At 32.1% G+C, this 15,055-nt stretch carries 17 protein-coding genes; 4 read left to right on the top strand and 13 right to left on the bottom strand.

All coding sequences use genetic code 11. From position 1 onward, the window contains the following. Positions 1-127: 127 nt before the first annotated feature. Positions 128-691 (bottom strand): DUF3109 family protein, encoded by a 564-nt coding sequence (locus tag EV196_RS17135; RefSeq protein ID WP_132219004.1) that lies wholly within the window; start codon positions 689-691, stop codon positions 128-130. Positions 692-799: 108 nt separating this feature from the next. On the opposite strand from EV196_RS17135, the gene EV196_RS17130 reads away from it, so the two are divergent. Genes EV196_RS17130 through EV196_RS17120 form a run of 3 tightly spaced genes read left to right on the top strand, consistent with a single transcriptional unit; the run spans position 800 to position 2,206 of the window. After that, positions 800-1,387, top strand: a complete 588-nt coding sequence (locus EV196_RS17130; RefSeq protein ID WP_132219003.1) for a MarC family protein — start codon at positions 800-802, stop codon at positions 1,385-1,387. Between the two features lie 10 nt (positions 1,388-1,397). Continuing rightward, complete coding sequence (locus EV196_RS17125) at positions 1,398-1,601, top strand: hypothetical protein (protein ID WP_132219002.1); 204 nt, start codon at positions 1,398-1,400, stop codon at positions 1,599-1,601. Further along, the gene (locus EV196_RS17120; RefSeq protein WP_132219001.1) at positions 1,601-2,206 is read left to right on the top strand and encodes an FAD-dependent oxidoreductase; all 606 of its coding nucleotides are present in this window, start codon (positions 1,601-1,603) and stop codon (positions 2,204-2,206) included. The genes EV196_RS17125 and EV196_RS17120 overlap by 1 nt, the downstream gene beginning before the upstream one ends. A 54-nt stretch (positions 2,207-2,260) precedes the next feature. On the opposite strand, the gene EV196_RS17115 is transcribed toward EV196_RS17120, so the two are convergent. From EV196_RS17115 to EV196_RS17100, 5 genes are all read right to left on the bottom strand, one after another. Beyond that, complete coding sequence (locus tag EV196_RS17115; protein WP_262711349.1) at positions 2,261-2,431, bottom strand: type II toxin-antitoxin system RelE/ParE family toxin; 171 nt, start codon at positions 2,429-2,431, stop codon at positions 2,261-2,263. A gap of 359 nt (positions 2,432-2,790) precedes the next feature. Beyond that, positions 2,791-2,922, bottom strand: a complete 132-nt coding sequence (locus tag EV196_RS20265) for a hypothetical protein (protein ID WP_262711348.1) — start codon at positions 2,920-2,922, stop codon at positions 2,791-2,793. A gap of 190 nt (positions 2,923-3,112) precedes the next feature. Then, positions 3,113-4,705: a S41 family peptidase gene (locus tag EV196_RS17110; protein WP_132219000.1), complete on the bottom strand. Its 1,593-nt coding sequence runs from the start codon at positions 4,703-4,705 to the stop codon at positions 3,113-3,115. Beyond that, positions 4,705-5,136, bottom strand: coding sequence for a deoxycytidylate deaminase (locus EV196_RS17105; protein ID WP_132218999.1), 432 nt, complete (start codon positions 5,134-5,136; stop codon positions 4,705-4,707). Before EV196_RS17105 ends, EV196_RS17110 begins: the two co-directional genes overlap by 1 nt. A 322-nt stretch (positions 5,137-5,458) precedes the next feature. Then, positions 5,459-6,460, bottom strand: a complete 1,002-nt coding sequence (locus tag EV196_RS17100) for an NAD(P)H-dependent glycerol-3-phosphate dehydrogenase (RefSeq protein WP_132218998.1) — start codon at positions 6,458-6,460, stop codon at positions 5,459-5,461. 224 nt (positions 6,461-6,684) lie between these two features. Here EV196_RS17100 and EV196_RS17095 point away from each other — a divergent pair, with 224 nt between their 5' ends. Continuing rightward, positions 6,685-7,626 carry a nicotinic acid mononucleotide adenyltransferase gene (locus EV196_RS17095; RefSeq protein ID WP_132218997.1) on the top strand — a complete coding sequence of 314 codons (942 nt, stop codon included), beginning with the start codon at positions 6,685-6,687 and terminating at the stop codon, positions 7,624-7,626. A 107-nt stretch (positions 7,627-7,733) separates the two neighbouring features. On the opposite strand, the gene EV196_RS17090 is transcribed toward EV196_RS17095, so the two are convergent. The 7 genes from EV196_RS17090 to EV196_RS17060 form a co-directional block, all read right to left on the bottom strand. Then, positions 7,734-9,020: a DUF445 domain-containing protein gene (locus EV196_RS17090; protein WP_132218996.1), complete on the bottom strand. Its 1,287-nt coding sequence runs from the start codon at positions 9,018-9,020 to the stop codon at positions 7,734-7,736. A gap of 197 nt (positions 9,021-9,217) precedes the next feature. After that, on the bottom strand, positions 9,218-10,138 hold the full coding sequence (locus EV196_RS17085; protein WP_132218995.1) for a YeiH family protein: 921 nt from the start codon (positions 10,136-10,138) through the stop codon (positions 9,218-9,220). A gap of 77 nt (positions 10,139-10,215) precedes the next feature. After that, complete coding sequence (locus EV196_RS17080; RefSeq protein ID WP_132218994.1) at positions 10,216-11,100, bottom strand: LysR family transcriptional regulator; 885 nt, start codon at positions 11,098-11,100, stop codon at positions 10,216-10,218. A 54-nt stretch (positions 11,101-11,154) separates the two neighbouring features. After that, complete coding sequence (gene nadD / locus EV196_RS17075; RefSeq protein WP_132218993.1) at positions 11,155-11,733, bottom strand: nicotinate (nicotinamide) nucleotide adenylyltransferase; 579 nt, start codon at positions 11,731-11,733, stop codon at positions 11,155-11,157. Positions 11,734-11,742: 9 nt separating this feature from the next. Then, complete coding sequence (gene gmk / locus EV196_RS17070) at positions 11,743-12,333, bottom strand: guanylate kinase (protein WP_132218992.1); 591 nt, start codon at positions 12,331-12,333, stop codon at positions 11,743-11,745. Between the two features lie 73 nt (positions 12,334-12,406). Continuing rightward, positions 12,407-13,264 carry a YicC/YloC family endoribonuclease gene (locus EV196_RS17065; protein WP_132218991.1) on the bottom strand — a complete coding sequence of 286 codons (858 nt, stop codon included), beginning with the start codon at positions 13,262-13,264 and terminating at the stop codon, positions 12,407-12,409. Positions 13,265-13,583: 319 nt separating this feature from the next. Further along, positions 13,584-14,774, bottom strand: a complete 1,191-nt coding sequence (locus EV196_RS17060; RefSeq protein ID WP_132218990.1) for an ATP-binding protein — start codon at positions 14,772-14,774, stop codon at positions 13,584-13,586. Positions 14,775-15,055 lie beyond the last annotated feature (281 nt).

Here is a 15,055-nt window from a genome sequence, read left to right as displayed (position 1 = left end):
AAAGATTAATAAATTGATTTACAATTATTTAACTTTTTTCAAAAATTGAAAAGTTTACAGAAAAAATATAGATTTTTAATTTTAAAACCCTTATTTTATAGGTGTTTTAGACGTTAATTTTTTGTTATTACAACTTGTTAGCAACCTTTTCTAATTCGGCATACCAGTCGGCTCCAAACTTTCGAATCAACGCTTCTTTTACAAATTTATAAACGGGAATTTGTAATTCTTTCCCCAATGTGCAGGCATCGTCGCAAATTTCCCATTTATGATAATTGACCGCGGAAAATTCGGAATAATCTTGCACTCTTACAGGATACAAATGGCATGAAACTGGTTTTTTCCAAGAAATTTCACCTTGGTTATAGGCTTCTTCAATAGCACAAAGTGCTACTTTTTTTTCATCAAAAATAACATAAGCACAATCGGCACCATTAATTAAAGGTGTTTCTAAATCGCCATCTTCAGAGGTTATATACACTCCTTGAGATTCAATCGCTTTAATGCCTTCTTTTCGCAAAAAAGGTTTCACTTTCGGATAAATTTCTTTTAAAATATCAGCTTCCTCTTTTTCTAAAGGGGCACCGGCATCTCCATCTATACAACAAGCGCCTTTACATGCCGATAAATTGCACATAAAATCCTTTTCAATAATATCTTCTGAAACGATGGTTTTGCCTAATTGAAACATATTTTTAAATATCTTATGAAGGGCAAAAATAACTAAACTTTAGCTTTTTATGCTATATATATTGTATCCAATCTTATACTTTTGCAACAAAATATTAAAAGCACACGCATGCAACTTAATTTTAAAGAAATATTTACTGCTTTTATGGTATTATTTGCCGTAGTTGATATTGTTGGCAATATTCCTATCATAATTGATTTACGAAAAAAAGTAGGAAATATTAACAGTAGGAAAGCTGCTATTATTTCGGGAGTTATCATGATATCTTTTTTATTTTTAGGAAATAGCATTTTAAAACTTATTGGTATTGACGTAAACTCTTTTGCGGTAGCAGGATCGTTTATTTTGTTTTTTATTGCTTTAGAAATGATTTTAGGCATTACGCTATATAAACATGAAGAATATACATCGGATACAGCTTCGGTATTTCCGTTAGCTTTTCCGCTTATTGCAGGCCCAGGAAGTTTAACAACCTTACTTTCGTTAAGAGCCGAATTCAAAATAGAAAACATTATAATTGCCATTATATTGAACGTTATTGTTATTTTTATTGTTTTGAAAACATCTAAAACCATTGAACGTTTTTTAGGGCAAAACGGTATTAGCATTGTTAGAAAAGTGTTTGGCGTAGTGTTATTAGCCATTGCTGTGAAACTGTTCGCCCACAATATTAAAGCCTTATTTGAAATTATTTAACCCTTTATAGATGAAAATTATAACTATCATAATTAGTGTACTTGCCTTAGCACTTATTGTTTTTAACTTTACAAAAGTAAATTTTGAAGCACCTTTTGAAGGCGAAAGTATTATTGCTTTAATCACTATTTTAGCAGGACTTTGTGCTATTGCATTAATGACTATCCTTAGAATTTCTAAACGCATCGAAGAAAAAGTAAAAGGACGCCGTTAATGTTTGATGCCTTAATAATAGGTGGTGGTGCCGCAGGTTTACAATGTGCTTTAGTTTTAGGATCTGCCCATGGTAAGCCTTTTGCTGAAAACAAACGCATTGGCATTATTGTGCATCAAAAAACCTCACATTTACAAACCGCTTTATTTAATAATGTACTAGGTTTGGCACCACGAACAACGGGTGCGTCTATTTTAGAAAGTGGTAAAGCGCAATTAAAAGCTTTATACCCACATGTTGAACAGATTGATAACGAAAAGGTTTTAGATATTTTAAAACATAAAGATGGTTTTACTATTGAAACGAACAAACTTATTTATAAAACCAAAATAGCGGTTGTTGCTGTTGGTTATACCAATTTAATGACTATTAAAGGTTTAGAGAAATTCATTGAGCCTCACCCTAGATCAAACATTGAAAAAGACCGTATTTGGTTAAAAAACACAGACCATTTAATTGAAGAAAACCTGTATGTAGCAGGTTCTTTAGCAGGTTGGCGTAGTCAATTTGCTATTTGCGCCGGTAGTGGTGCACAAGTAGCGACTGATATTTTAACCCTTTGGAATGATGGGAAACATGTGAAGGTGCATGATAAGATTGGTTGAAAAAGTTTCAAAGCTGCAAAGACACAAAGTGGCAAAGGAAACTATCTATTTTGGCTAAAAATGTTTGGAAATGTCTTTACTTCCATGAAGTACCCTGACAATTCTAAGATGTTTTTCTTGAATTCTGTAAAAAACAGTATGCTCTTGTTCTGAAATACTATACAAACCTATTTTTATTTCATCTCGAACTCTACCAATTCCAGGATTTATAACTAAATTATTAATATCGTTTCCAATTATGGAAGATAACTAACTACAAGAGTCGCAAACAGTTTTTATTGTTTGTCAGATACCTTTTTATAAATATAACTACATCCTTCTGTACAAATTACACTAGTTGGGATCATAATTAAATTATATGATTCGTATGTTATTTTATATGTTATATATCCTTCAGTATTTTCAATTCCAGTTGTAAATCCTTTACAATTATACTTTAATCTTAATTCATCGGATTCAATTGAGAAATTACCTCCTGAACATTTAGAATATTTAGTTGAAGTAAAAGTTCCGTTTTTGGAAAATTTAAATTCTTCTCCATTGTCTATTGTAACCAAATATTGCGGGCCTCCAACACTAATGTACTATTCAACTAATTTCCAATTTCCTATTATTGGGTTATCATTATCCAATTCTATATTGGCACTATTACTATCACATCCTAATAATATAAATGTAAATAAAAATGCTATTCCAAATTTTTTTATGTTTATCATTTGTTTTTATTTATAGATGTTGACTTTTACAAATGGTTGCGTAAAATTTTGGGTAATAGTTAATTAAAACAAAAAATCTGTTTATAATTTGAAATAGTAATTGATATTTATTTGCCGTTAAGAATTTGAGAAATGCAATAAAAACAAAAGTCGTCAAATTTCAAAGTGATATAAATAAAGAGTAAAAATATTATTTTTTTCCCTTACTCAACTCAATAACCTCTTCAATCATAAGATCATGCTGATTAAATACTTCTTCAAACGCACCTAAGCCATAAAGCTGATCGGCCAATGTTGCTTTTAAATATTGCTTTACCTCTTCGTGGTAAGCCACAAAAGTTAATTGAGACTCGTTTCTTTTGTTTAAATACTCTTGAAATTCATAAACCATAGCTTCACTAACTTCAAACTTATCAATGAAGTCCTGTCGTGAAATACCTTGATATATTTTTCTGTTTTTCTCTAGAGTTTCAAAAATAAAATACCCAATAAAACCTCGTCGCTGTAAAATGGATAATGTTTCGTTTTGCATACCGCTATCAATGGGCACGAATAAGTCTGGAATAATACCGCCTCCGCCATATACAATTTTCCCTTTTGGGGTTTTATATTTTAAAGAATCGGCTACTTGAATTTTCTCTGGATCTAAAAGCTCTCCGCTCTCAATTCTCTCAAAATACTCATCGTAATAATCTTTATTTCCTTTGCTGTATGGTCGTTGTATGGAACGTCCTGTTGGAGTATAATAACGTGATACTGTTAAACGAACCGCGCTACCATCACCTAAATCCATTTCGCGTTGCACTAACCCTTTTCCGTAGGAACGACGTCCAACAATAATTCCTTTGTCGTTGTCTTGTAATGCACCTGCAACAATTTCACTTGCCGATGCTGAGTTTTCATTTATCAAAACGTAAAGCTTGCCTTTTTCAAAATCGCCTTTATCGGTCGCAAAGCTTTTTTCAATACTACCACGTTTGTTTTTTGTAAATAATATTAACTTATCTTCTTCTAAAAACTCATCTACAATTTCTTCGGCAATGCCTAGAAAACCACCGGGGTTATCACGCAAATCGAGTGTTAATTCTGTAGCGCCTAAATCCAATAATTTATCTAAACCTGTTTTAAACTCTTTATAAGTGCTTTCAGCAAATCGGTTAATTTTTATATAGCCTAATTTATTGGTAAGCATATAAGCCGCATCCACACTTTTTATAGGAATGTGGGAACGTTTTACTGTAAAATTCAGCAATTTTGGTTCTCCTTTTCTAAATACTTTTAAGTGGACTTTACTGTTTAATGGACCTTTAAGTTTTTTAACTAATTCGCCATCTTTCAATTTATTGCCAAAAAGCGTGTCGCCATCTGCCATAACAATCCGGTCGCCTCCTTTTATACCTGCTTTATCACTTGGGCCACCAACTATCGCTCTAATAACCGCAATGGAATCGCGATACGGATAAAAACTAACGCCAATACCCACAAAATCGCCTTTCATATTTTCGGCAACACTTTCCATGTCTTCTTTAGGAATGTACACCGAATGCGGATCTAAGTTTTCTAAAATACCATTTACTGTAACATCTACGATGCTGTCTGTATTCACATCGTCAACATAATCGTAATCAATGTAATCTATAAGTCTGTTAAGCTTATCCTTTTTGCTGTTTTTTGAAAATAATTTATCGGGGACATCGCTAAAATTTAGCTTGCCTCCAATAAAAATACCCGCAGCAATGGCGACGCCTATTATTAATGGTAAATATTTTTTTTTGTATGGCATTAGGCTTCTAATTCTTCAATTTGTTTTAACTCGATTCCTGCTTTTTCCAAAAATTTCAATCCAGAATCATCTTTGTAAGCCTCATGAAATACCACTTTTACAATACCTGCTTGATGGATGAGCTTACTACATTCTTTACATGGTGACATGGTAATATAAAGCGTTGCACCTTTACAGGATTGTGTTGATGCCGCCACTTTTAAAATAGCATTTGCCTCGGCGTGTAGTACATACCATTTGGTATACCCTTCATCATCTTCACAAAAATTTTCAAACCCCGATGGTGTACCGTTGTATCCATCTGATATAATCATTCTATCTTTTACAATAAGTGCTCCTACTTGACGGCGTTTACAATAGGATAGTTTTCCCCATTCTTGTGCTATTCTTAAGTAGGCTTTATCGTATTTAAGCTGTTTTTTTTCTGGCATTCATTTTTTAATTGAGGCGCTAAGATAATCAACGCGAAATACTATAACGAATATACTTGGTTCGTATTTTAATTACAACGCAAGTTCGTTAAAGTTTTATGAAACTTTGTAAATAACAACAGGTTTTATTTGAAAACGGGTTTGCGTTAGGGATAGCAGTGTAAATCCTTTTTAAAATTTGACAGCACTAATTATTGTGAAGAACTAGAATTCTGCAGTTTGCTTCGTCGTTTAATCCTCGCAATGACTTTTAAAAAGATTGTAACGTATAGCCCGACCCGATAGGGTAACGCCCACAATAAAATATTACTTCTGCAAGTTCTTAATCCAACTTATCAGTCAATTTTTTAAATGTTTTTTTAGGGTCTTTTCCTTCGTACAAAATATCGTAAACGGCGTTTATAATAGGTAATTTGGTTTTGCTTTTGTTTTTTTCGTTAAGTAAGTGGGCACTTTTGGTGGCGTAATAGCCTTCGGCAACCATACTCATTTCCATTTGTGCGGATTTTACAGTGTAACCTTTTCCAATCATGTTTCCAAACATCCGGTTTCGTGAAAAAACGGAATACCCCGTTACCAATAAATCGCCCAAATATGCCGAATTATTAATGTTACGTTTCATTTTGTGCATTTTCTTAATAAAACGTTTCATTTCGCGAATAGAATTACTCATAAGTACACTTTGGAAATTATCGCCATACCCCAAACCGTGCGCAATACCAGCAGCAATAGCATAAATATTCTTTAGCATTACGGCATATTCAACACCAATAATATCATCACTTATTTTTGTTTTTATATAATCGCTAGATAAAGCATCGGCAATAGTTTGTGCTTTTTTAGCATCTGAACATGAAATAGTTAAATACGATAAACGCTCTAAAGCTACTTCTTCCGAATGACAAGGGCCTGCAATAACGGCAATATCTTCATAAGGCGTTTTGTAGTTTTCATGAAAATGTTCGCCAACCAACAAACCTGTTTCTGGAATGATCCCTTTTACTGCTGAAACTATTATTTTATTAGAAATATCAGCTGTCATTTTTTGTAGTTCTGCGTGAATAAATGCCGACGGAATAACGAAAATAAGCACATCGGCATATTCAGCCATCTCATTTATATCGTTGCTAAGTTTTAATTGGTCTATATGAAATTCAACCGAACTTAAATAATTTGGGTTGTGGTATTCCCTTAATAAATGTTCTTTGGTATAAACGCTGCGCATGTACCAACCAACTTCATCTAAATTTTCGCAAAGCATTTTTACAATGGCCGTTGCCCAACTTCCTGCACCAAAAACCGCGTATTTTAAAGGTTTGTTCATATATAGTTTCGTTGTTTAATATTTCAAAAATACATAAAATATTTATCTGTGTCGAGAAACGGACGGATATAAAAGAAACAAGAATATAGAAGTTAGAATAAAGACCGAAGACCGATGTTTGATAACGGAAATACAACACTGAGACTGTTACCGTAAACTGCGACTAAAAATTTTTGGCACGCGTTTTGAAAACCTTTAAAGTATAAACCCAAAAATGTTTGATTATGAAGACTATAAAATTACTTTTAACATTTGCCTTAACAGCAACCTTATTTACTTCGTGTTACACAGAAGTTGTTATAGACGATTACGATAATACCCCACAAATATCTTTAAACCAATTATTAGGTTCCTATGAATTGTGGTATGTAGATATTAATGCCACCAAAGGCTATGGCGAAACCCCATTTTTACAGAAAGCTTTTACCATGTCGTTTAAAAATGGTAGTGTTTACGCAAACAATAATATTGTTGGTTTAGGAAGTACAGGTAACGGTTTTGGAATAAAAGTTGGAACCTATGATGCTTATGATATGATTTTAGATGTATACCATGTAATTGATGGCTTTGAAACCTATGATATTTATCAAATTGATAATAATACGATTGAACTTTACAACCCTAATAATGATACCTCGTACTTTTTAGACGGTTACCAACGAAGCAATTTCGATTACGACTTTGTGTTTTACGATAACATTCATTATTTCTTGCAAGAATACAATGGTTGGGAAAAAGTATATACCAGTAATTACGGTGCCATCAATGAGTTCGATAACGAAAACTATTTACAGTTTTTAGCTGGCGGAAATGACTCAGAGTTTAAAAGTTCACAAGATGGAAACGGAAAAAATATCAATAATGTATATTGGGATTATACAGGATTATATGGTGTTGGAAATGTAACAGGAAACAACAAGCTTAAAACTTTAACATTAGATTATGATTACTTCGACAATGAATATTTCGAATTGAGCGTTATAAATGATGGAAAGATAGAATTGTATCACCCAGCATCGGGAACAGCTTATGAGTTTGTAGGCAAAGGATACATACAATTTATGAAAACAACAGATACAAAAGGAAAAACTGCAACTACGGAAAAATTGCGTAAGTACAGAAAAGATAAAGTAGAAAACCCAAGAGAAAGCACAAGGGTTTTATAAAAGTTTGGTTGGTTATTTAGTTTAGAAACCGTTTAAAGATTTATTCTTTAGGCGGTTTCTTTTTTTTAGGGGATTAACTAACTTTTTAAGGCGAACTATAATGTTTTTTATAAGAATATCATTCGAATTATTGAAATTATAATGCCTATAAACCCGCCCACAACGGCACCATTTAATCGAATATATTGCAAATCATTACCTACCTTTTCTTCAATTTGATTAACTAATTCAAAATCATTTAATTTAGTCAAGCTTAACCTGACCATTTCTCCAATTTCATGATGATATTTAGTAACTAATTCTTCAATAGTAGATTTAAGCCATGTATCAATTTTTAGTTGTGAAGCTTTATCTGTTTCCAACTCATTTAAAAGCTTATTAACATTTTCGCTAAGGAAATTTATAAAGGGTGTATCATCCTTTTCTAATTGTGCTTTAATTGAAATTTTAAAATTATTCAGGATCACTTGAATCATGCTATTTGCATCCGTATTATCTATTAACTTGTCTTGTAAATCTTTAATTATCTTGGTTGATTCTTCATTGCCTTCTATAAGGTTGTTGGCAAAATCAAGAATGCTTTTATCAAACTTAACACGAATAGCATGATTGGGATTGCCTTTGGCTTCCTTTATAAAATCATCGATGGAGCTTATAAGTTTATCTAAAATAGACGGACTATCAATAGCGCCTACACCTTTAGCAATTCCTATAAATATTTTTTTAAAAAAACCTTCTTGTTTGTAGTCTTGTACTTGATTTTCAATTGAAGTTAATAAAAGTTCCCGAGTAGTTTCATCATTAATGCTCTTTTCAGCAGCATCTAAAATGATATCCCACAATTTATTGTGATCTCCTTTTTCTATTGATTTTTTTAGCCATTCGCCTAAGGGTGTTGCCAAATCAACGCCTTTAATTTGCTCTTTTAATAAAGATTGGAGCATTTTAGCAACCTCAGGATCATCAATATTTGATGTTAAACGGTTAATGATTTCTTTTAGAAAACCAATAAGTTTTTTAGCGTTCTCGGGTGTTTTTAAAGTTTTTACTACACCTTCGATGATAGGTACATTCGATAATTTCTCATTAATTATTTCAGGAGACAACCACTTATTAGTCACTAAATCTACAACGCCTTCAGTTAATTTTTGTCTATTTCTTACTATAATATTGGTGTGTTTTCTAATAATTGGAATAGGAATTTCATAAAAAAGAGCACGTACAGCAAACCAATCGGCAAAACCACCTATAGTTGCAGCCTCAAACCCAGCCAATAAAATATGCCAATATGAATTGACTAGAAAACCTATAGAAATAAGGATTTGAACCACTATTAACCCCACAATTGAAATTAACAATGATGTTGTTCCAATATAGTTTTTATTATTTTTCATTGGTAAGCTTATAACTTATTTAAAAATTTAAGTTAAACATTTTATATAAAAATAAAGTGCTTTTTACTGGAGAAAAATTAATCTCATCCCAATATATCCAACTGTTTTATGGAAGCATGGGGTTTTTGTTTTAATCTGTTTTTTAAATAACATCGCCGTTTATCTACTTTTGAAATTCTAAAGTTTATTAGAACAGTCTAAAATATGATATAAATTAAAGAGAAAATGGAAATAAATAGCCATAAACTCAATGCCAACACAAGTGGTTTTAGTCCAGTAGATTTAATATCTTCTATTGAAATTACGGAACCAACTAAAAATAGAGTTAATATTAATAATCTTTTAGCAATTACCACAATAATATTCGTAGCAGCTTCTGGTACAATATGGTAACTGTTTAGAATTATGGCAATTATAAATAGAATAATAAAATATGGAATTCTAATTTTTTCTCCTTTTGTTTTAAAAATAAACATCGAAAAAATGGATAAAGGTATAACCCATAAGGTTCTTGAAAGCTTTACCGTAGTTGCGATACGCAATGCTTCATCTCCATAGCCTACGGCGGCACCAACAACCGAACTTGTATCGTGTATGGCTACGGCACACCATAGGCCAAATTGTTCCTGCGTTAAATGGAATAAGTGACCCACAACTGGAAACAAAAACAGAGCAACGGAATTTAATAAAAAAACAACTCCTAAAGCAATACTAATGTTTTTACCATTAGCTTTTATTACAGGTGATATTGCTGCAATGGCACTACCACCACAAATAGCAGTTCCAGAGGCTATTAAATGTCCTAATTTTAAATCTGTTTTTAATAATTTAGTTAGAAAAAAGCCTAAACTGATTGTTAATATTATAGAATAAACGGTTAAAACAAACCCTTCTTTACTTGTTTCAATAGTCTCTTTAATAAACATTCCAAAACCAAGCCCTATTACAGAAATTTTCAAAAGATAATTAATCACTTTATGATTATAAGCTTTAAAAGGGTTTTTAAAAATAAGAGTAAAAAGAAAACCAAGAATTAATGCAGTTGGACTATTAATTAATCCCGTTAAAGCAATAATTCCTATAACTAAATAAACTGCTTTTATAATCACATCTTTCATATCGATTTATATTTAACCGATACAAATGTAGATTTATAACATAACCTTTAAGCAAAGTAATTTACTATGTAGAATAACTAAAAGTTATAGTTAGATTTAATAAACTGTTCAAAATAACTCATTACATTTGATTGATAACCTGTTCTTGATACAAAGTAAAACCATCTTTCAATAGCAAATTCCTTAATATCAATTATCTTTAATTTGTTGTTAATTAAATCTTCTGAGATGGCATGAATTGATATAAATGCATAATTATCAGAATAATACAAGTAGTTTTTAATAGCTTCTGTACTATTTAGGGTGACCACATTATTAAGTCTTTTTATACTGAAATCATGTAGTACATCGTAAATAATATCCCTCGTTCCCGAACCCATCTCTCGACCAATAATGGGTAGTTCTTGCAATATTTCTTTGGAAATAACACCATTTTTGAAACTGTTGTTTTTTGCATTTGTTACAAGTACAATTTCATCTTTAATAAATTTTTTGAATTGTAATTTAGGATGTGTATTTTTTCCTTCTGTAATACCAAAATCTAAGGTTTGATTTAGGATGAGCTCTTCAATATCTTCAGAATTTTTACTGATTATCTCAAAATATGTTTTTGGAAATTGAATTCTAAATTTCGCAACCACTTTCGGAATAATATTGTTAGCGATTGTAGTGCTCACACCAAAATTTATTAAATCTGGAACCATTGTTTTTTGATGTAAAAACTGGTTCTCCATTTCTGTATGAATATCTAATATTCTATTGGTATAAATTAAAAAAGACTTCCCTTCATTGGTCAGCTCAATGGAGTTTCTTTTTCTTGAAAAGAGTGTTATTTTATAAGTTTCTTCTAAATTCTTAATGGTTTTAGATACAGCAGGTTGTGAAATATACAATTGTTCTGCAGCTTTTGTAAAACTTAAATGATTGGCAACAACTTTAAAAATATGCAATTTGGTTTTCATTAGCTTATATACTCAAACTAAGGTAGTAGATTTTTTCACCAAATCAGGTATTAGTTACCTATAAAAATTCATTTCATCCAAATACGCCCAAACGTGTTCTGGCAACATCGGTTTTATGTTTTTACCAGCTTTTATAGCGTTTCGGATAAAAGTAGAAGAGAGTTCCATAATGGGTGCATCAACAGAATGAATTTTTGGGTGTCCTTCAAACTGAGTTTCGGTTTTTTCATCAGAAACCCGTGGGTATACATAAATATGATGGTTTTCTAAAATAACCTCGTAATTTTTCCACTTGTGAAAACTCTTTAAATTGTCTTCACCCATAATTAAAGAAAACTCGTAATTGGGATATTTTTCCTGTAAATAAACTAAGGTATTTATGGTGTAATTGGGTTGCGGCAAGTTAAATTCTATATCGCAAGGTTTTAGTTTGGTATAATCTTTAGTAGCGCGGTACACCATTTCCAAACGCTGAAAATTATCCAGCAAACTGCTTTTCTTTTTAAACGGGTTGTGTGGTGTTACTACAAACCAAACTTCATTTAAATCGCTGTATTCCGCAATGTAGTTGGCAATAACCAAATGCCCAATATGTATGGGGTTGAAAGAGCCAAAATACAATCCGATTTTCATGTGATTGGTTTAAGAATTAACAAAATCACTCACCAATTTTTCAGTTTCAGCAAGTGCTTTTTCCAAATCGTCGTTCACTACAATAACATCAAAAAGTGGTGCGGTTGCTAATTCAGCCGATGCTTTGGCAACACGCATATTTATTTTGTCTTCCGTTTCCGTTTTACGGTTTTTAAGTCTGATTTTCAACTCATCAATACTTGGCGGCTTCACAAAAATAGCCAAGGTTTCTTCAGGAAATTTACGCTTAATACGAAGTCCCCCAGACACATCAATATCAAAAATTACATTTTTGCCCATGGCCCAAATGCGTTCCACTTCGGTTTTTAGAGTGCCGTAAAAATTATCACGATATACTTCCTCCCATTCTAAAAAGGAATCATTTTTAATGTTGTTTTTAAACGCTTCCAACGATAAAAAATAATAATCCTTACCATCTACTTCGGTTCCGCGTTTTTCTCTGGAAGTTGCCGAAATAGAGAACTCTAAGTTTAAATCCTTTAAGCCTAATAGATGCCTAACAATAGTTGTTTTTCCCGATCCTGATGGCGCAGAAAATACAATAAGCTTTCCTTTTGTTGTGGTGTTTTGTTTTGTCACGAATACTTTATTTATGGCTGTAAACTAAACTATATGCTTTAGGCAAAGCAGCGTTTGACATAAAGCGTATTGCTTATAATACGTTCAATAATTGTTCTTTAATTTTTTCCAATTCATCCTTCATCTGCACTACTAGCTGTTGCATAGGTGCATAATTACTTTTTGAACCGATGGTGTTTATTTCGCGTCCCATTTCTTGACTAATAAACCCTAGTTTTTTTCCGTTGGAATCTTTGGAATTTGTACATTCAATAAAATAATTCAAATGGTTTTTTAAACGCACTTTTTCTTCTGTAATATCAAACTTTTCAATGTAATATACCAGTTCCTGTTCAAAACGGTTTTCGTCGTATTTCTCTTTTAATTCCTCAACGCCTTTTAATAAGCGTTCACGAACCCCTTCAATACGTTCAGGATCTATAGCAATCACTTGGTCTAATAAATTATCTATAATAGACACACGTTTATTAAAATCTTGTTCTAATACTTTCCCCTCATCTAAACGGTGGCTATTTAAATCTTTAATCGCGTTATCAATTTCATAAGCAATCAATTCCCATTCATTTTCGTCAATTTCTTCACGTACTGTGTTCAAGGCATCTGGAAAACGTACCGCCATTTTTAATAATTCAATAGCATCGCCATCAACTACTTGTCGTAATTGCTCTATATATTGTTTAACAACGGGGGTGTTAATTTGTGTTGAAGTATCTTCCGCAGTCGCTTCCACATAAATAGAAAAGTCTATTTTACCGCGTTCCAAATTATCTGCTAGCAGTTTTCTAATTGCCAATTCCTTCTCTCTGTAGATAGAAGGCATTCTCGCATTTAAATCTAAACTTTTGCTGTTTAACGATTTTAACTCTATCGTTACTTTTTTGGTGGGTAATTGCAAAACAGATTTTCCATAACCTGTCATTGAATATATCATAAACGTATGTATTAAGTTCTGCAAAGGTAATTAAAACTTAAGGTATAAGAAACACATTATAATGTGTAACACAGAATTCACTATTTTAAAGTTTAAAAATGATGAACAAAAAAACGCAACCACCTTATTATAAGGTGATTACGTTTTTAGTACTCAAGGCGGAACTAACCAAAATATGAAATTCCCTTATTTTAAAGGGGTTTCAGAGGGTAAAAATTTTACTGACACCGAATTAGCCCCTTTTTAACATTATTTTAACCTTTCAAGTATCCTTTGATGTTATTTAACGGGATTTGGTAGTTGGTAAGGTGTTATGGTATTAATACAAAAATCCAAATAGCCAAAGTGGTAGTTTAGTTATGGGGAATTCAACATCATCTGCAACCACAAAACCGTTTTTTACAGAATCAATCTGTTTGCTAGTTTTATCTTTACCTCCAACTTCAAAAGTAAACGTATTATCAACTAAAAAGTCTCCTTGTTTTGGGTAAGCAATTTTATGCCTTACTGAAACTTGGGAAATAAAATAAGTTTCTCTTAAATTCCCCACATTTGGGCTTGATGTTGAAAATGCATAGGCGAGATTTGGGTTGTCCAAATACACTTTTTCGGGCTTTTGAAGTGTTGCCAAACTAATTCCAGATGCATACAATAATTTTATCAACTGGGCTTGCTCTAAAAAATGAAGGTAGGCTACCACTGAATTTCTATGGATATCACTTTTTTTTGCAATATTGGTGATATTGGGCTGAAAGGGTACATTAGCGGCAACCACGTTAAGTAATTGCAACATTTTTTTTGCATTACGCACATCGAAACCCTTTAGTTCTGCCATATCGTATTCCACAATTAAGCGCACCAGTTGTTGTAACCGTGTGGCGTAACCTTGTTTATCTTCTATGGAAAATGGATAATAACCGTATTGCAAATAATCTTCAAAATACTCTAATGGTCTAAAATCCGCAGGAAACATTTCGGCCCATTTACGGTCTTTGGAAAGTATGTCTTCCAAAGTAATAGGTTCAAAATTATACAAATCATTAAACGCCAAATATTCACGGTATGAAAGTCCCGGTAAGGTGTACATTAACATCCGTCTGCTTAAATCGCCTTCTTCTCTAGAAATATCGATTATGGACGACCCCGTGAACACTATTTTTAAGTCAGGATAAAAATCATACAGGTTTTTTATATGAATAGACCAATTTTCGTATTTGTGTACCTCATCCAAAAAAAGATATTGCCCGCCTTTTTTAAAAAATGTTTCGGCAGTTTCTACCAATGAATGTGTTGTGAAATAAAAATCGTCTAAAGACCAATAGGTTCCTTGGGTTGGTAACAACTTTAATTCTTTTAGTTTTTGTAACAAAAGGGTCGTTTTCCCAGTACCTCTAGCACCTTTTATACCTATTAATCTGTTGTTCCAGTTAATTTCATTGTATAAATACCGCTTTTTTTCGGTACTTATTCGCTGTACCAATGCTACCGATTTTTCTAGTAATTGCTCCATGTTGCATATTTATATGTGCAATATAGGTTATTTTTTGCATTTTTAGGTGTGCGATTCTTGAAAAATCTATATATGCTCTATAGAATGTCTTTTTTAAAGGTAACCAATATACAAAGTGGAAGAGAATCTATCAACGAAAAACTTTAGAAAATAATAATAACTCAAATGTATTAAAGTCTTTCGAGGCATCTGTATTTAAAAAATCCAAGCTGAATTATAAAAAACCCACAAATTAAACCTAATTAGAATTAATCACTGGCAGTCTTATTAGTTGAATAGCA

This window comes from Mariniflexile fucanivorans (assembly GCF_004341235.1).
Lineage (GTDB): Bacteria > Bacteroidota > Bacteroidia > Flavobacteriales > Flavobacteriaceae > Mariniflexile > Mariniflexile fucanivorans.
The sequence above is the reverse complement of the archived record's forward strand: the minus strand, read 5'-3'. Positions and strand labels throughout refer to the sequence as shown.